Here is an 18,153-nt window from a genome sequence, read left to right on the forward strand (position 1 = left end):
CAGTAAATATTTAACCTTTTTTTGAAAGATATTCTATTACAATTATTGATTTTTGACGGTATTATAATAACCAAGAAAACACAAGATACGTGCAAAACGTGAGGAGGGTAAAAATTGGAAAAGTTAAAACAAAATCCAATCGTTAAGAAGCTCGGATTGAACAGAATACTTCTTGTCTGTGTTCTGATTCTTATGTTCCTGGTTTTTAAAGTAGTTCTTGGAAACAAGTTTCCGGCTGTTGACAGTATCAAGTCTACTTTGAACTATGTGTACTTCCTGGGCTTTTTGTCACTTGGCGTTACATTCGTAATCGCTACAGGAGGAATTGATTTCTCCATCGGACCTGTAATGTTCTGCTGTGCACTGGTATCCGGTTACTGCATGACATCCTACAAGGTTCCATGTGCAGTTGCCATGATCCTTTGCATTCTGATCGGTCTCTGCTTTGGTATTTTCAATGGCTGGATGGTTTCTTACATGTCAGTACCGCCATTCATTATTTCCATGGCATCCATGAATATTGCAAAAGGTATTGCTTCGGTATTCACAAAAACACAGTCCGTAAGCTGGCCGGCAGCCAGTGAGGCAAACGGCTGGTTCCGTAATATCGTTTCCGCAAACGGCTTCCCTGTAGGAATTGTTATTTTCCTGGTAATGGCAGTTATCTGCGGTATCGTTCTTTACAACACAAAACCAGGACGTTACATCCTCTGCCTTGGATCTAACAAAGAGGCTGTCCGTCTTTCCGGTGTCAACACAAAGAAATGGGAAATGCTTGCTTATATGATCTGCGGATTCCTGGTAGGTATTGCAGCACTCTTCTTTGTAGCTACATACACAACTGTTCAGCCAGGTTATGGCGATCAGTACAACAATGAGGCTATTGCAGGCTGCGTTATGGGTGGTACATCCATGGTTGGTGGACTTGCTTCCATCGGCGGTACTGTAATCGGCGTATTTATCATCTCTCTTCTTCAGCAGGGCATTATGGCATTTGGCCTTGGTAAAGGACAGCAGATGATCATCACAGGTATCATCGTTATCGTTGCAGTTTATATCGACGTTTCTGCAAGACGCAGAAAGAACTGATCTTAGAGGGAGGATGCGACAATGGGTGAAGTTATTTTAACTATGAAGGACATTGATAAGTCCTTTCCTGGAGTTCATGCTCTGGATCACGTTAATTTCGAAGTAAAACGCGGCGAAGTACATGCACTTATGGGAGAAAACGGTGCCGGTAAATCAACACTGATGAAGGTTCTTACCGGTATTTATCAGAAGGATTCAGGTTCCATTGTTTACAAAGGACAGGAAACAGAATTCCACAATACACGTGAGGCACAGGATGCCGGCGTTGTAATCGTACATCAGGAGCTGAACATGGTAGGTGATCTTACCGTTGCTCAGAACATCTTCATCGGACGTGAGCCGAAAAAAGGTTTTACCATCGATGATAAGAAAATGATCGAGGATTCCAAAAAGCTTTTCCAGGATCTGAACATTGAGATCAATCCGAAGGAAAAGATGAAAAACCTGACAGTCGGAAAACAGCAGATGTGTGAGATCGCAAAAGCAATCTCTCATAAAGCTGAGGTTATCATCTTCGATGAGCCTTCCGCAGCGCTTACCGAGAAGGAAATCGCAGATCTGTTTGAGATCATCCGTGACCTTCGTAAGAAAAATCTCGGTATCGTGTATATCTCACATCGTATGGATGAGATCAAAACGATCACAGACCGTGTAACAGTCATGCGAGATGGTGGTTATGTAGGAACCCTCATCACAAAAGACAGCACAAAAGAAGATATCATCAACATGATGGTTGGTCGTGTTATTTATGAGGATCCGAAGCAGGAGAGTGCAGTTCCGGCAGATGCACCGGTAGTTCTTAAGGTTGAGCACCTGAATGCAGGCAAGATGGTTCAGGATGTAAGCTTTGAGCTGAGAAAAGGTGAGATCCTTGGTTTCTCAGGACTGATGGGCGCCGGACGTACTGAGACAGCCAGAGCACTGTTCGGAGCAGACCCGAAACAGAGTGGTAAGATTTCTGTTATGGGTAAAGACGGACAGCTTCACGAGGTAACCATCAACAGCCCGCAGGATGCTGTTAAATACGGTATCGGTTATCTGTCAGAGGACAGAAGAAGATATGGCTGTGTTGTACAGAAATCTGTAACAGAAAATACTACACTGGCAACCATGGAAGAGTTTACCAATGGTATTTTTATCAACAAGGCAAAAGAGAAACAGGTTGCAGAGAAATATGTAAATGAGCTTGCAACAAAGACACCGACCACCGACCAGCTGGTAGTAAACCTTTCTGGTGGTAACCAGCAGAAGGTTGTTATTGCTAAATGGCTGACACGAGACAGCGATATCCTTATTTTCGATGAGCCGACAAGAGGTATCGATGTTGGTGCCAAGAACGAAATCTACAAATTAATGAACAGACTGGCAGCAGAAGGCAAATCCATTATCATGATTTCTTCTGAGATGACGGAAGTTCTCCGAATGAGTGACCGTATCATCATCATGTGTGAGGGTAAAGTTACCGGATGTATTGATATCTCCGAGGCAACCCAGGAAAACATCATGGACAAGGCCACACGGAATATCGATTAAGGAGGAAAGTCATGACTAAGAAGAAAAAAAGTATTTTAAGTGATCAGAGATTTATTGTTTTGCTCGTTATCATTGTCCTGTGTGCAATATTCTCAGGCTTGAGTAAAGAATTCAGACAGTACACCACGATCCTGAGTATGCTGGATTTCTCATATTACGATCTTCTTATGGCGATCGGAGTTACATTCCCGCTTATCACTGGTGGTGTTGACCTGTCAATCGGAACTGGTATGGTAGCATACGCACTGATCGCCGGAACACTGATCAGAAACAACAGCTGCCCTGTGGCACTTGCAATGCTCGTCTGTATCGTTCTCGGTATCGCAGTTGGTGCACTGAATGGTGTACTGATAGGTGTTATGAACCTGCCGCCATTCCTGGCAACACTTTGTACCTGTATGATTACCCGTGGTGCCGGCTCTCTTTGCAGCGCAACACCATGGCCGGGACTTACACAGCCGGGCGGATGGTTCCATACCATCTTCAAGGTAACAGTTGGTACAGGAAGAAGCGCTTCCCGTTATCCACTTGGTTTCCTCTGGATGATCATCCTGGTACTGGTTATGGAGTACATTCTGAACCACACAAAATTCGGTCGTTACACAATTGCAATCGGTTCCAACAAAGAGGCAGCAGCCCTTTCCGGAATCAATACAAAGTTCTATCACGTAATGGTATACGTTGTCTGCGGTCTGTTTACAGGTCTTGCAGCAATCGCATACGCAGCAGTAACACCTACTGTACAGCCTGGTACTGGTGCCGGACTTGAGATGGATGCTATCGGTGGTGTATTCGTTGGTGGTGTAGCAGCTACCGGTGGATATGGTTCCGTGATCGGTACATTCGTTGGTATCTTCGTCATCATGCTTCTGAAAACAGGTCTTCCATATATCGGCCTGCAGGCAAACTGGCAGCAGATCATCACCGGTATCGTTCTGATCGTAGCCGTTCTGATCGATATCCTGAAAGAGAAAAAAGCAGCACACTGATATTAAGAAGTGTGGTATAATAAGTAAGGGTGCTGTTCACAGAGAAATGTGAACAGTATCCGATAATCAAAGATGTGAAACGCCAAGGGGTAGCAATGGCGTATGAACATAAAAAAACTATATAATATATTTTAAGGAGGAAATATTATATGAAAGCAAAAAAGGTTATGGCATTAATGCTCTGTGCAGCAATGGTAACAAGCATGAGTGCAACAGCAGCTTTTGCAGCTGAGGAGAAAGAAGATGCAGCAACAGAGGAGTCCGCAGATTCCACAGCATCTGAGGATCCTACCGCACAGTTTGACGGACTGAAAGCAAACGAAGCTTATGTGTTCCCGATGATGGTTAAATCTTTCCAGTCCACATACTGGGATGCAGCTCAGGAAGGTATGAAAAAAGCATCTAAGGAGCTGGGCGTTGATTATAAACCACAGGGACCGAACAGTGAGTCCGATATCGCTGACCAGGTTAACATGATCAACACAGCTATCGCTTCCAATCCTGTTGGATTAGGACTTGCAGCTTGTGATACATCTTCTGTTACAGATGCACTTAAGACATGTGCAGAAAAAGGAATCCCGGTTGTAACATTCGATACAGGTATCGCTGATGCTCCGGAAGGATCTGTAGTATGCGAGGTTTGTACAGACAACGCACAGGCTGGTGCAGTAGCAGCTGAGAATATGTACAACTCCATTAAAGACGTTGTTAAAGATGCTGACGGACAGGTTATCATCGGTGAGGTTAACCAGGATGCAACAGCTCAGAACATTCAGCAGCGTGGTACTGGATTCATCAACAAGATGATCGAGCTTCTTCAGGCTGATGGCAAGACTGTAGCAGTAAGCGGTAACGAGTTCTATGTTAACGCAGCAGAGGGTGCTGATGCTGATGCTAAAGACGCAGACGTTGTTATCCAGGTAGCTGTTCCGGCACAGACAACTGTAGAGCTTTGCTCCACAGAGGCTCAGGCAATCCTTTCCCAGGAGAACTGTATCGCAGTATTCGGTTCCAACCAGGTTTCTGCAGAGGGTGTTCTTGCAGCAAATGCTAACCTTAACGTTCTTGGTTCTGACCCGGCAAACGGTGATGTAGTTGGTGTTGGTTTCGATGCTGGTTCTATCATCAAAGCAGCTGTTAAAGATGGCACATTCATTGGTGCTGTTACACAGTCTCCTCTTATGATGGGATACTATGCAATCTACGCTCTGACAGCAGCAGCAAACGGCCAGGAGCTTGAGGATGTTCCTACAGACGGTTACTGGTATGATGCAACAAATATGGAAGACGAGGATATCGCTCCTAACCTTTATGACTAATCAAATCATATAATTGATAAGATCGTGAAGTTATAATGAACGCGGATTGCGTTCGGACGTATGAAATAAGAGATCCGCTGGCTGATTCAGTCAGCGGATTTTTTAAACAAATAATGTAGTAGTTCATAAATAATCGCTGTATTATTGGCAAATAAAGACACTTTTTTTGACAAAAGAGGTTCTTATCACCGGAAGGATCCTGATGTATGATAAATACAACATCAGATATGAAAGTGATCAGAAGCTTACATATTGAGGAGGATTTAAAAATGGCAACATATTATTTAGCAGTAGATATCGGAGCATCCAGTGGACGTCACATTCTGGGACATATGGAAAACGGAAAAATGATCCTGGAAGAAATCTATCGTTTTGAGAACGGCATGGTTAAGAAGGATGGAGAGCTCTGCTGGGAGTTTGACCGCCTTTTCACCGAGATCGTAAATGGTCTCAAAAAATGTAAAGAGATCGGCAAGATTCCGGTAAGCATGGGCGTTGATACCTGGGGTGTTGATTTTGTACTTCTTGACAAAGATGATAAGGTTCTTGGAAATACTGTAGGTTATCGTGATCATCGTACAGAGGGAATGGATGAGGAAGTTTATAAGACAATTTCTCTGAAGGATCTGTATGCAAGAACCGGTATCCAGAAAGCAATCTACAACACTGTATATCAGCTGATGGCAGTGAAGAAGAAACATCCGGAGTATCTGGAGCAGGCAGAGACACTTCTTCATGTACCGGATTATTTCCATTTCCTTCTTACAGGAAAGAAAACCTGTGAATACACAGAGGCAACCACAGGACAGCTTGTCTGCCCGACAACTAAGGACTGGGATTATGAGCTGATCGATATGCTGGGATATCCGAGAAAGATTTTCCAGAAGCTGATCATGCCTAGCACAAGCATCGGACATTTAACAGACGCAGTGAAAGAAGCAGTTGGCTTTGACCTTGAGGTTGTAGCACCGGCTACACATGACACAGGATCTGCAGTTCTGGCTGTTCCGGCAAATGATGACGATTTCATTTATATCAGCTCCGGCACATGGTCTCTGATGGGAATTGAGAGAAAAGAAGCAGACTGCTCTGAGAAGAGTTGTGAGATGAACTTCACAAATGAGGGCGGATATGCGGGACGTTTCCGTTATCTGAAGAACATCATGGGTCTTTGGATGATCCAGTCTGTACGTCACGAGTTTGATGATGCATACAGCTTCGCACAGATCTGTGAAATGGCTGAGGAGGCTAAGGATTTCCCATCAAGAGTAAACGCAAACGACGAGTGCTTCCTTTCTCCTGAGAACATGACAAAAGAGGTTCAGGACTACTGCCGCAGAACAGGACAGCAGGTTCCGGAAACTCTTGGCGAGATTGCAACCGTTATCTATACAAGCCTTGCAGATTGCTACGCTAAGATCGCAAAAGAAATCGAGGAGATGACAGGAAGAACCTACAGCCGTATCCATATCGTAGGCGGTGGTTCCAATGCAGGATACTTAAATGAGCTGACTGCAAAAGCTACAAAGAAAGAAATCCATGCAGGCCCTGGTGAGGCTACTGCAATCGGTAATATCACAGCACAGATGCTGAAGGCCGAGGAGTTTAAAACGATCGAGGAGGCTCGTACAACCATCCATGAGTCCTTCGGTATCAAAGTATACAAAGCATAAATAAAAATAACTGGAGGTTTTATTATGTTAGTTAACACAAAGGCAAAAGTTGGTGTATTTTCAATTGCTTTAGGCGCATATCTTCCGCAGTTTCCGTCACTGGTGCCGGAATTTGAGGCACAGTACGACGCATTCAAGAAAACGATCCCGGATACAGTAGAGATCGTTGACGGCGGAATGGTGACAACAAAAGAGCAGGCAATGGTGGCAGGAGATAAGTTCCGTGCAGCAGATGTTGACCTTGTATTTCTTCAGATGCTGACATACGCAACATCCTACAACATGCTTCCGGCGATCCGTGATCTGGATGTTCCGGTTGTTCTTGTGAACGTTCAGAAGATCAAAGCGCTGGATTATGAGCACACTGACATTGCCTCCTGGCTGGGTGAAGGCTATGCATGCGGTGCTGTAGGCGAGGCAGTTGCTGACCTTGAGAGAGCAGGCAAGAGACATGCGGTTATCACAGGCGTTGTAGAAGGCGGAGATCCGTCAGTTCAGGCTGAGATCGAAGACTGGTGCAAGGCTGCTCAGGTAAGAAGAAGATTCCGTGAGACTAACATTGCACAGATCGGAAGACCATATCCGGGTATGATGGATCTGTATATTGATGAGACAAACCTCTATAACAGAATGTTCCTCTACACAAAACAGTTCGACTGGGAGAAGATGTGGGCGATCGCTGATGATATCACAGACGAGGAAGCAATCCGTGCAAAGGCACAGGATATCCTTGATACATTCGATATTGAGGGCGGCGGCACCATCGAGAAAGTATGGGATATGGCCAAATACGTTGTTGCTTTTGAGAAATGGGTAAAAGACGAGCATCTTGGAATGATCGCTTCCCATTACGACGGATTTGCACAGGGTAAAGCCGGTGTCCTTGACAGTATGCTGATCCCGGCATTCTCCATGCTGATCAAACAGGGTACTGCATGTGCGGTAGAGGGTGACATGAAGGTTGCCATGGCAATGAGTATCTTAAAGACAATTTCCGGTACAGGTCAGCTTTCTGAGATGTACTCCATCGACTTCAATGATGACATCTGCATCATCGGACATTCCGGAAGCGGTGACGCGGACATCTCTGACAAGAAGCCAACCATGAAGATCGTAAAAGTATTCCATGGCAAAACAGGCGGCGGATATCTGACACAGTTCTATCCGTACACAGGTCCGGTGACCTACCTTGCGATCACTCAGGATAAAGACGGAAACTTCAAATTCGTTGTAGCTGAGGGCGTAAACGAGGAGGGACCGATCCTTTCCTTCGGTGATACAAACATGAGAACACGCTTCACATGCGGAGCAAGAGAGTTCGTTAACCGCTGGAGCGAGGCTGGCCCGACACATCATATGGCAGCTGCTACAGGAAGACACATCGATACGATCCTGAAGGTTGCAAAAATCTTTAACGTACCGGTAGATATCGTGACAAGATAAATTCTTTCTTATGTATTCAACCTAAAACATATTCAAAAAAGGAGACTGCGCGGAGCGGTCTCCTTTTTCAGTGGGAAAAATAAGATAAAAAAGATCTGCCGGAAATGCAGCAGGCAGATTCGGCAGATTTTGGTTTTGCAGTTATTTTTTATGCATAAGTGTGTGCTCCCTGGAAAGCTCATCGTGCAGTTGGATGGAAGACCAGTGCTGAGTTACCGGTGTGAGCATGGCCTTCAGTGCAACAGGCGGGATCTGGTTTTCACGGAAAAAAGCAAGAAAACCATCCATCTGTGCACTGGAAAAATCCTTCAGCACGATCATCTCATCGCTGAAATTGCTTCCCAGATTAAACTGGGATGAGGGATGAAATCCCGGAATCTCAAAAAGATATCCCAGCGGATGAAGAAATTCCGGAGCAGTGACGATCCGTGTCTTAACCTTCTGACGGTTCAGATAGCGGCGGATCTGGCGAAGCCGTTCCGGGTCGTTAAAATTATATAAAAGAGCTTCTGGCTGTGTATTCATATAGTGTCATACCTCATTTCTGAATAAAGATTTTTTTGGAACGTAAGTTACTTTTCACGATGTGCAGGGAACCGGATCTCAACATCCGTCCCCTCTCCAGGCTTGCTGGAATAAGTGAGTCCGTAATTATTTCCATAGAGAATTTGGAGTCTCCGGTGGGTATTATAAACTGCGATATTGGTGCCGCCGGACTGGCTTTTTCCCTTTCCGGAAAGGATAGTTGACAGGATTTCTGGCGAAATCCCAACACCGTCATCGGAAATCAGAAGAACAATATCCTCATTTTCCATCCATCCGGTAATAACAATAGTTCCGGATTTTGATTCTTTTTCCAGGATCCCGTGAAGAATGGAATTTTCCACAACAGGCTGAAGAGTCAGCTTCGGGATCTGGTATTCTGAAAGCTCATCCGGGATATCCGTGATCAGCTCAATGCTGTCGTGGTAGCGCATATTCTGAAGCTGCACGTAGATGGTTACATGCTCCAGCTCCCTTGCAATGGTAGAGATTCCCTTTTTGCGGCTCAGGGTCAGCTTATAAAAACGGGAAAGGCTTTGTACTGCGTGACTGATCTCATCGGTCCGTCCCTGCAGTGCCATCCAGTTGATCATATCCATGGTGTTATAAAGAAAATGTGGATTGATCTGTGCCTGGAGGGAATTGAATTCTGCGATTCGGAGATCTTCGGCAGCCTTAGCCTGCTTCTCCATCAGTTCTTCCATTTTTCGAGTCATATAGTTGTAGGTATCGATAAGATTACCGATCTCATCATGTGCCTGTGGACTTTCCATAGGAGTAGGCGGGCCGTGGCGGACGGTCTGCATCTGCCGGATCACAGAAGAAAGTCTTCCGGTAATAGAATGAGCCAGTACATTGGCAAAAATAAGTGCCAGAACCAGAAAAACTGCATAGATCAGTACGATCTGGATCATCAGCCGGTTGCTCTCATGTATCAGCGGCGGGGAAGGCAGGACCGTCACCATAAACCAGTCTGTATTGGAAATGCTGTAAAAGCCGGCATAAACCTTTGTGTCCAGAATGTTCCGCTCAATGAAGTTATTGGAAGACATAAAGGAAGCCTTGATGGTGTCGTAATCCAGTTGGTAGATTCCGGATAATGACGGATCTGAGGTAGCAACAATGGCATCACGTTCGTTTACGATATATGAAACACTTCCCTCCAGAGATAGATTGTCGGAAAGAATGGAAGTAAGCTTGTCATCGGAATAATACACTGCCAGATAAGCCTTATAGGCAGTGGAGTGATAATAAAGGCTTAAAGGACAGATATATGCCATATCACCATAATTCTTTTTTTCTCTGGGACCAAGATAGAAGGAAGGACAGAACATTTCCTGGGTGTTACGGTTTCCCTGAAAGATACCGTACCAGTATGTACCTTTCGCCTGACTTAAGGGAGTAAGTATATTCTCAGTGTTGGGATAAGCATCCAGTGCCTTCAGATCATCAGGAAAATCCACATAGATCTGTACATCGGTAACAATGGAATCTGTGGTCAGACGCTGAACGGCATTTTTAAAATCAGTGGCATGGTTAGATGTTGCAAGCTGTTCTGCTGAATCGCTGACCGGCATATAAAAAAGTTCCTGAAAAAAATTCTGTCCTGTAATATTCCGGGTAGTAGCGAGGAGCGTATCCATAGTCCGTTCGATCAGAGGTGCAGTTTTTGCGGAGGCGTCCTGTTCCTGCCGGATGGTATTGGAAACCACCATGCTATAAAGTCGTCCATAAAAAAGAAAGGCGGTAAGACAGGCAGGAACTACCACAATGCTGATCAGGGCAATGGTGAATTTTGTCTGCAGGTTTAAATTCAGGTAGCCGTTTTTGAAACGGCGCCAGAGGGCCCTCATGACATTTTCTCCCGGTATTCAGACGGGGAAAAGCCGGAGTATTTTTTGAAGCTTTTTCCGAAGTAATTGCCATCCGTATAGCCTACCTTGGAAGAAATCTCGGAAATCTTGTATCTGGGATCGGAAAGCAGCTGCTTGGCCTTTTCCATTCGGTATTCTGTCAGATATTGATTGAGAGTCTGTCCGGTCTCACTTTTGAAAAAAGTGCATACATAAGATGCGGAAAGGTATACATGGCCGCTGATATCTTTTACGGAAAGTGTATCGTTCATATAGTTCCGGCTGATATAATCCTTGATCATAAAGATTGTGGAATTTTCCGGCTGGGAATTTTTCGCATCTTCAAAATACTGGGCGGTTTTTTCTTTCAGAGCTTTGTGAAGCTCTTCGTAGGTGAAGGCGTTGTTTAACGTATCTACGATCAGATCCTGCTTTTCATGAAGTTCGGTTTCCAGCTGATTTTTTTTACGGGAAGCCGAAAGTGTATTAAATAGCTGGTAATAAAGATCACGGATCTGGTTAGGCATAAATGTGTGATTGCAGCTATAATACCGGAAAAGCTCATCAAGAAACTGAAAACAGGGTTCTTCTTCTCCGGCCAGGAGATATTTGGAAAAAGTATTTTCCGGTGAATGCAGGGAATCCGGAACCGGTCCCTTCGGTGAAAGCAGGCGGATGGCATTTTCCGTCAGAAATGTTTTTTCCGGAAAGAAAAAACAGTTCTGCAGAAGGATCACGGCAGAAGCGTAGGACTGATAAACCCTGAAAATATCCGTTACGGTATTTCCGGCTGCGATCAGATGCTTTCCGCAGGTGTCATATTGTCTGGAAATATAGCTTCCCACTGCGGAAAGGGTAGTCGGGGAAAGGGCATTCCTTCCATATATATGGTGGACCAGATACTGAACCCTTTTTTCCACAAAAAGACATTTCAGATGGTAATGCTCCAGAAAACAGGAAATGTCGTTCTGGAGATCTTCCAGGAAAATACCGGAAGCCTCCACAGATTCATTAAGCTTTACGATCACAGAGGTAAAATTCATGCCGTTCTCAAGAAGCTCCGGCTGCCCCAGTTCCAGACAGAGATCTGCAATTTTGTTGTTATCGGAAGGTGGAAGAGTCAGCTGTTGTGCCAGCCGGGTAGCGATTTCCTGAGAATGGATCGCTTCGCCACGATGGGAGCGGAGCTTTTGTTTGTAAAGAGTCTGCGCTTCCAGAACTGCCGCCTGTACTTCCTCGGGATGCAGAGGCTTTTCGATGTAATTGATGGCTTTTAGTTTGATGGCAGCTTTCAGATACTCTTTGTCAGAATATCCGCTCATAAAGATAGGGATACTGTCCGGCAGGAATTTCTCCAGACGTTCCAGCATGGCAATGCCTGTCATCCGCGGCATCCGTACATCGCAGAGAATGATCTCAGGTTTATACAGTCTGGCCATTTCCAGTCCGTTCACACCATCATCTGCCTGAAGGATCTCGGTGATCCCCAGAGAATCCCAGTCGATAGATGAGATCAGTCCGGTACGCGTAAGTTCTTCGTCATCGACGATCAGTAATTTCATATACAATTCTCCAATCGAGCATAGCTTTATAGCTTCGTAAATCGGACGTTTACAGCTCTGTTTATATTCCCAGAAAACTGTAACGTCAGCGTTATCATTATAGCATAAAGTATATAGAAATACGAGAATGGGACAATGGTTTATGAGTAATATTTTACAGGGAAAAGAAGAATATTTTACCCTTATCCAAAAATATTCCCATTATCAACCTGTGGGCCGGATGATAGAATATAATCAGATTAAAGGAAAGGGAGGAGAAAGAGCCGTGTCAGAATATGTTCTTGAATTAAAAGGTATTACGAAGATATTCCCCGGTGTCAAAGCTCTGAATAATGTACAGTTCCAGCTCAAACCTGGCGAAGTTCACGCGCTGATGGGTGAGAATGGTGCTGGTAAATCTACGTTTATCAAGGTTATTACCGGAGTACATAAAGCAGAAGAAGGTGAGATGTTCTTAAACGGACAGAAGGTTGACTTCAAAGGTCCGAAGGATGCTCAGGAAGCAGGTATCGCAGCCGTATATCAGCATCCGACATCATACCCGCACCTTACAGTAGCTGAAAATATTTTTATGGGTCATGAGATCATCAAACATCATATGATCCAGTGGAAAGAAATGAACCAGGAGGCAAACAAGTATCTGAAAGAGCTGGATGCAGATTTCGATGCAACCGCTGAGATGGGTACCCTTTCTGTTGCGCAGCAGCAGATGGTTGAGATCGCCAAGGCACTTTCCACAAATGCGAAGATCATCATTCTGGATGAGCCTACAGCAGCACTTACCAGAAACGAATCCGAGAAGCTTTACACACTGGTTGACAAGCTGAAAGAGAATGGCGTTTCCATTATCTTTATTTCTCACCGTTTTGAGGATATGTACCGTCTGGCTTCCAGAGTTACCGTATTCCGTGATTCCCAGTATATCGGAACCTACGATGTAAACGGGATCACAAACGCAGATCTGATCAAGGCAATGGTTGGACGTGAGATCAATGATCTGTTCCCGAAGCCGGAAGTGAAGTTTGGAGATGAGATGCTCCGTATCGAACATCTTTCCAGAATAGGATTTTTCAAGGATGTTTCTTTCAATGTACATGCAGGCGAGATCGTAGGTCTTACCGGTCTGGTTGGTGCAGGACGTACAGAGGTTATGGAAGCTGTCTGTGGAATTACCCGTCCGGACGAAGGAAAAGTTTTCCTTGAGGGAAAAGAAATTTATATCAAGACTCCGTCTGATGCAATGGAAAAAGGTATCATCCTTCTTCCAGAGGACAGACAGAAACAGGGTCTGGTTATGAGCTGGGGACTTGGAAGAAACGTAACACTTCCGATCATCAGCAAATATGCAAAATCCGGATTTAACGATGAGAAGGCAGAAAGAGAACTTTCCAAGAAACTTCTTGAGGAAGTAGATACCAAGGCAGTCGATATCTTCCAGCCGGCAAGCTCTCTGTCTGGTGGTAACCAGCAGAAAGTTGTTGTTGCGAAAGCTCTTGCTCAGGAAATGAAAGTAGTTATCATGGATGAGCCGACAAAGGGTGTTGATGTCGGAGCCAAAGCTGAGATTTATGCGATCATGGGAGACCTTGCAAAGAAAGGATATGCAATCATCCTGATCTCTTCCGAGATGCCGGAGATCTTGGGTATGGCGGACCGTATCATTGTTATGTGTAATGGCCGCAAGACAGGAGAACTGAACAGAGGAGAGGCAACACAGGAGGGAATCCTTGAGCTGTCCATGGAAAAGAGCACTGGAAAGGGGACTAAATAATGGAAAAGAAATCTGTCATCAAGAAGATTACAGGCTCCCGAGAGGCTCTGCTGGCAATTATCGTAATCGTGCTGTTTGCAGTTGTCACAGCGATCAGCCCGTCATTCCTTACGCCAAAGTCACTCATGGAGATGCTGAAAAATAATGCAGTAACAATGGTAATGTCACTTGGTATGTTATGTGTCATGCTGGTAGGCGGAATTGATATTTCCATTATGTCAACTCTGGCACTTTCCGGTATGTCCATCGGTATGCTTCTGAAATACGGACATATCACAAGCACATTACTTGCTTTCATCATTGCAATGGCAATCGGTATTGCCTGCGGACTGGTTGTAGGTCTTGTAATTTCAAGAGCAAACGTTCCGCCGATCATTGCAACCATGGGCTTTATGTACATCTACAGAGCAATGGGATATCTTGTTTCTCACGGTGGTGAGTGGGCAAGTGCCGCAGCTCTCGGTGATTTTAAGAATTTTGCCACCACAAATTTCCTTGGAATCAACAAGGTAATCTGGGTGATCATCGTATGCTACGTAGTATTCTTCTTCTTTATGAAATGGACAAGAACCGGTCGTAGGATCTACGCAGTAGGAAGTAACGCAAGTGCAGCACAGGTTTCCGGTATCAATGCAAAGAATATCAACCTTCTTGTATATGTGATCATGGGATTCCTCGCAGGTCTTGGCGGAGCACTTCAGGTATCTGTTTATGCTTCTGCAATGCCTGATATGCAGTACGGTGGTGAGATGGATGTTATCGCAGCCTGCGTTATCGGTGGTGTAAGCATGAGCGGTGGACGTGGAACCGTAGTAGGTGCATTCCTCGGTTCCATTATCCTTGCAACGATCGCAAAAGCTCTTCCGCTTGTAGGTATCAGTTCACTGTGGCAGAACATGATCAAGGGTGTTATCATCCTGGTAGTAGTTGTGATCAACGTTGTTCTGCAGAGAATCGCAGATAAAAACGCATTAAAGGGAAGGGAGATGTAAATCATGGCTGGAAAATCTGGAAGAAGTATTAACAATGTGCCGGAAAATCCGATGAAACACATCATATTCAGTTGGGAAGGCATCCTGGTCATTCTCTTTATCCTGGTAAATATTTTCTGCGCATCATTTTCTGAGTTTTATAATATGAAGAGTGTTCTTCGTCAGATGCCGGTTTACCTTGCAGAGGTATTCATGATGTTTCCAATGGCGTACATCCTGGTATTAGGCGAGATTGATATTTCCGTAGGTGCGATCGTGTGTCTCTCCGCTACCTTAAGCTGTATGGTCTGCAACACAAACGCTCCGTTCATTGTAGTAGTACTTACAGCACTGGTTGTTGGTGCCCTCTGTGGTGCGGTTAACGGATTTATCCTTACCCGTTTCAAGGAGCTGCCTCCAATGATCGTAACACTGGCAACACAGATCATCTTCCGTGGTATCGCTGAGGTAACACTTGGAGCCGGCGGAAGTATTGCGATCACAAACACAGATGGCTTCCGTGCTATCGGTGGAAAGGTTGGAAATATTCCATATATTCTTTTCCTGGTGCTGATCCTTGGTGTACTTTTTGCGATCTTTCTTGGAAAGAGTACATTTGGACGCCGTACATATGCGATCGGAACAAACCGTGTGGCAGCTTATTACGCAGGTGTTCACGTAGAGAAGATCCGTTTCATCATCTACACAGTTATGGGACTTATGTCCGGACTTTGCGCAGTATTCCTGGTATCCTCTTCCTACGGTGCAAATACAACAACCGGTAACGGATTTGAGATGGATGCCATTGCAATGGCAGTATTCGGAGGTATCTCCTCCACAGGTGGTAAAGGTAACCTGGCCGGCGGTATCATTTCTGCATTCATCATCGTATGCTTACGAGTTGGCCTTGGACAGAAGAACGTAAATGCTCAGGTGATCCTTCTCATCATCGGTGTACTTCTGGTAGCAGCAGTAGCTCTTCCGAATATCATCGGCGATGTGAAAAAAGCAGTCGCAATGAAGAAAAACTAAATATCACTTTTGAAACTCATATGATTGTTAGCTGCCTCCATTGGTGTAGCGGAGGCAGTAGCATATAAAAAAATTATATTCTTATAGGGAGGAACAACAATGAAAAAAAAGGTAATTAGCGCAATCCTTTGTGGAGCAATGGTTCTTGGTACAGTTTGCCCGGTTCTTGCAGCAGATGACAAATCCGAAGATACTAAGACAGAAGCAGCAGCTGGCGATTCTGCAAAAGGCAAAAAGATCGCTCTGGTTGGTAAAGCAGCCGGTAATGCATTCTTCGAGATCGCAGCGAAATCTTTCCAGGAGACAGTAGAGGCTGAAGGCGGCGAGGTTCAGGTCGTTTATCCTGAGACAGCTACAGCTGATGCGCAGATCAAGGTTCTTGACAACCTGATTTCTCAGGACTTCGATGCAATCTGTATCTCCGCTAACGATGTTAACGCTCTTCAGGCTAAGCTTGAGGAAGCTATGGATGAGGGAATCAAGGTATCTTCCTTCGACTCCGCACCGAACAAAGACAGCCGTGAGATTTTCGTAAACCAGGCTGGTACAAAAGAAGTTGCTCAGGCACTTATGGATGCAGTTCTTGATATTTCCGGTGGTGAGGGACAGTTCGCTATCCTTTCCGCTACATCTCAGTCCGCTAACCAGAACGCATGGATCGACGCGATGAAGACCATCATGGAAGGCGATGACAAATACAGCAAGCTTGAGCTTGTAGACGTTGTATACGGTGATGATGAGCCGCAGAAATCCACAGACCAGACAGCAGCTCTTCTTCAGAACTACAAGGATCTGAAGGTTATCTGCGCACCTACAACAGTTGGTATCGCAGCAGCTGCTAAATATCTTCAGGATAACGGATCTTCCTGCAAGCTGACAGGTCTTGGACTTCCATCCGAGATGCAGGAGTACACAGGTGATGATGATTCTCATTCCTGCCCATACTTCTATCTGTGGGATATGCAGGGCCTTGGAAAACTCAGTGCTTACACAACAATCGCTCTGATCAACGAAGACATCACAGGTGCTAAAGATGACAAATTCACAGCTGGTGACCTTGGTGACTACACAGTAACAGAGGCAGATGACGGCGGTACAGAGGTTGTTCTTGGTGCACCTCTGAAATTCGATACAAGCAACATCGAGGAGATGGCTAAGCTGTACTAATCAATCCTCAGATTGACTGTATAATCATATGATAAATCCTTTTGGGACAAGGCGGAGTCTTCGGACTCCGCCTTGTTTCGTATATTTGAATTTGGTGTATAGAAGGTTTCCGAAAAAATTTCAGTCTTTTGATTCTGGTTGTACTCTTATGGCTGCGGTGTTAAAATGAGGACAGCAGAATAGAAAACCATGAACAGATGAAGGAGCAAAACACATGCAGCAGGCATTACTGGATCAGCTGAGAAAGATCACAGAGGAAGAGAGAAAAATCCTGGATGGAGAAGCAGAGGTGGATAGAGATCTCTACACATCCGGTCGGGACTTTACTGTGGACAGCCGTAAAATGCTGAAAGAAGGCAGGCTGATCGCTGTGCGTACACACACCCGTTTTGTGTATTTTCCGGCTCACAGGCATAATTTTGTGGAAGTGCTGTATGTGTGTGAGGGATCTCTGACTAATATCATTGACGGAAAAAAAGTCATAGTTAACAAAGGCGAGCTGCTTTTTCTCAATCAGTTTACGAAGCATGAGATTCTGAAAGCGGGGCAGAATGATATTGCGATCAATTTTATGGTGCTGCCGGAGTTTTTTGATGTGGCCTATTCCATGGCGGGCAATGACAATATGCTGGCAGATTTTCTGGTGAATGTCCTGCGACAGGATGAAGAGCGTGGGGAATATCTTCATTTTAAGGTTGCGGAAGTGCTGCAGATCCAGAATCTTCTGGAAAATATCATCTATTCTCTTGTAAACGGTGAGGAGAACAGAGAGCGGATCAATCAGACCACAATGGGCCTGATATTCATGTATCTGATAGAATCGGTGCAGTATGTGGAGATGCGTCTGCCCAATCAGTACGAAAATATGATCTCTATGACAACACTGGATTATATTGAACAGAAATACCGGACTGCTACGCTGACGGAGCTTTGTGGTCGTCTGCATCTTCCCATGCATGTCCTCAGTAAGATGATCAAGAAAAGCACAGGGTTTAATTTCAAGGAACTTCTTCAGAGAAAACGTCTGAACAAGGCTGTAGAGCTGATGTGTGAAACAGATCTGCCTGTCAGTGACATCATTGCGGCTGTAGGCTATGAAAATAACAGTTATTTTCATCGGGTATTCAAGGAACATTATCACATGACACCACGGGCGTTCCGGGTGAAAAACAGTGAGAAAGAACAGGTGAGGCTGTAACAGCCTCACC

At 44.9% G+C, this 18,153-nt stretch carries 14 protein-coding genes; 11 read left to right on the forward strand and 3 right to left on the reverse strand.

Annotated elements, in window-relative coordinates; all coding sequences use genetic code 11:
• Nucleotides 1-114: 114 nt before the first annotated feature.
• From DW694_RS11750 to DW694_RS11775, 6 genes are all read left to right on the forward strand, one after another.
• Entirely contained in the window at nt 115-1,089 is a 975-nt protein-coding gene (locus DW694_RS11750) for an ABC transporter permease (protein WP_118512853.1), read from the forward strand.
• 21 nt (nt 1,090-1,110) lie between these two features.
• Nucleotides 1,111-2,622 carry a sugar ABC transporter ATP-binding protein gene (locus DW694_RS11755; RefSeq protein WP_118512852.1) on the forward strand — a complete coding sequence of 504 codons (1,512 nt, stop codon included), beginning with the start codon at nt 1,111-1,113 and terminating at the stop codon, nt 2,620-2,622.
• Between the two features lie 11 nt (nt 2,623-2,633).
• Complete coding sequence (locus tag DW694_RS11760; protein WP_118753051.1) at nt 2,634-3,611, forward strand: ABC transporter permease; 978 nt, start codon at nt 2,634-2,636, stop codon at nt 3,609-3,611.
• A gap of 149 nt (nt 3,612-3,760) precedes the next feature.
• Complete coding sequence (locus tag DW694_RS11765; RefSeq protein WP_118753052.1) at nt 3,761-4,930, forward strand: substrate-binding domain-containing protein; 1,170 nt, start codon at nt 3,761-3,763, stop codon at nt 4,928-4,930.
• Nucleotides 4,931-5,199: 269 nt separating this feature from the next.
• Nucleotides 5,200-6,603, forward strand: a complete 1,404-nt coding sequence (gene rhaB / locus DW694_RS11770) for a rhamnulokinase (RefSeq protein ID WP_021977852.1) — start codon at nt 5,200-5,202, stop codon at nt 6,601-6,603.
• Nucleotides 6,604-6,627: 24 nt separating this feature from the next.
• The gene (locus DW694_RS11775; RefSeq protein ID WP_118753053.1) at nt 6,628-8,046 is read left to right on the forward strand and encodes an arabinose isomerase; all 1,419 of its coding nucleotides are present in this window, start codon (nt 6,628-6,630) and stop codon (nt 8,044-8,046) included.
• Nucleotides 8,047-8,187: 141 nt separating this feature from the next.
• On the opposite strand, the gene DW694_RS11780 is transcribed toward DW694_RS11775, so the two are convergent.
• Genes DW694_RS11780 through DW694_RS11790 form a run of 3 tightly spaced genes read right to left on the reverse strand, consistent with a single transcriptional unit; the run spans nt 8,188 to nt 12,004 of the window.
• A complete protein-coding gene (locus DW694_RS11780) occupies nt 8,188-8,571 on the reverse strand; it encodes a DUF3783 domain-containing protein (RefSeq protein WP_118753054.1) in 384 nt (127 codons plus the stop codon).
• A gap of 47 nt (nt 8,572-8,618) precedes the next feature.
• Complete coding sequence (locus tag DW694_RS11785; protein ID WP_118753055.1) at nt 8,619-10,442, reverse strand: histidine kinase; 1,824 nt, start codon at nt 10,440-10,442, stop codon at nt 8,619-8,621.
• On the reverse strand, nt 10,439-12,004 hold the full coding sequence (locus tag DW694_RS11790; RefSeq protein WP_118753056.1) for a response regulator: 1,566 nt from the start codon (nt 12,002-12,004) through the stop codon (nt 10,439-10,441). Before DW694_RS11790 ends, DW694_RS11785 begins: the two co-directional genes overlap by 4 nt.
• Nucleotides 12,005-12,269: 265 nt before the next feature.
• Here DW694_RS11790 and DW694_RS11795 point away from each other — a divergent pair, with 265 nt between their 5' ends.
• From DW694_RS11795 to DW694_RS11815, 5 genes are all read left to right on the forward strand, one after another.
• Nucleotides 12,270-13,775: a sugar ABC transporter ATP-binding protein gene (locus DW694_RS11795; RefSeq protein ID WP_118753075.1), complete on the forward strand. Its 1,506-nt coding sequence runs from the start codon at nt 12,270-12,272 to the stop codon at nt 13,773-13,775.
• A complete protein-coding gene (locus tag DW694_RS11800; protein WP_110102893.1) occupies nt 13,775-14,767 on the forward strand; it encodes an ABC transporter permease in 993 nt (330 codons plus the stop codon). Before DW694_RS11795 ends, DW694_RS11800 begins: the two co-directional genes overlap by 1 nt.
• A 3-nt stretch (nt 14,768-14,770) precedes the next feature.
• A complete protein-coding gene (locus DW694_RS11805; RefSeq protein WP_092068559.1) occupies nt 14,771-15,778 on the forward strand; it encodes an ABC transporter permease in 1,008 nt (335 codons plus the stop codon).
• Nucleotides 15,779-15,877: 99 nt separating this feature from the next.
• Nucleotides 15,878-16,945: a substrate-binding domain-containing protein gene (locus tag DW694_RS11810; RefSeq protein WP_022427045.1), complete on the forward strand. Its 1,068-nt coding sequence runs from the start codon at nt 15,878-15,880 to the stop codon at nt 16,943-16,945.
• 214 nt (nt 16,946-17,159) lie between these two features.
• Entirely contained in the window at nt 17,160-18,143 is a 984-nt protein-coding gene (locus DW694_RS11815) for an AraC family transcriptional regulator (RefSeq protein ID WP_092068556.1), read from the forward strand.
• Nucleotides 18,144-18,153: the final 10 nt, after the last annotated feature.

Origin of the sequence: Ruminococcus sp. AM26-12LB (assembly GCF_003480785.1) — a bacterium.
In the GTDB taxonomy this organism is placed as follows: domain Bacteria; phylum Bacillota; class Clostridia; order Lachnospirales; family Lachnospiraceae; genus Blautia_A; species Blautia_A fusiformis.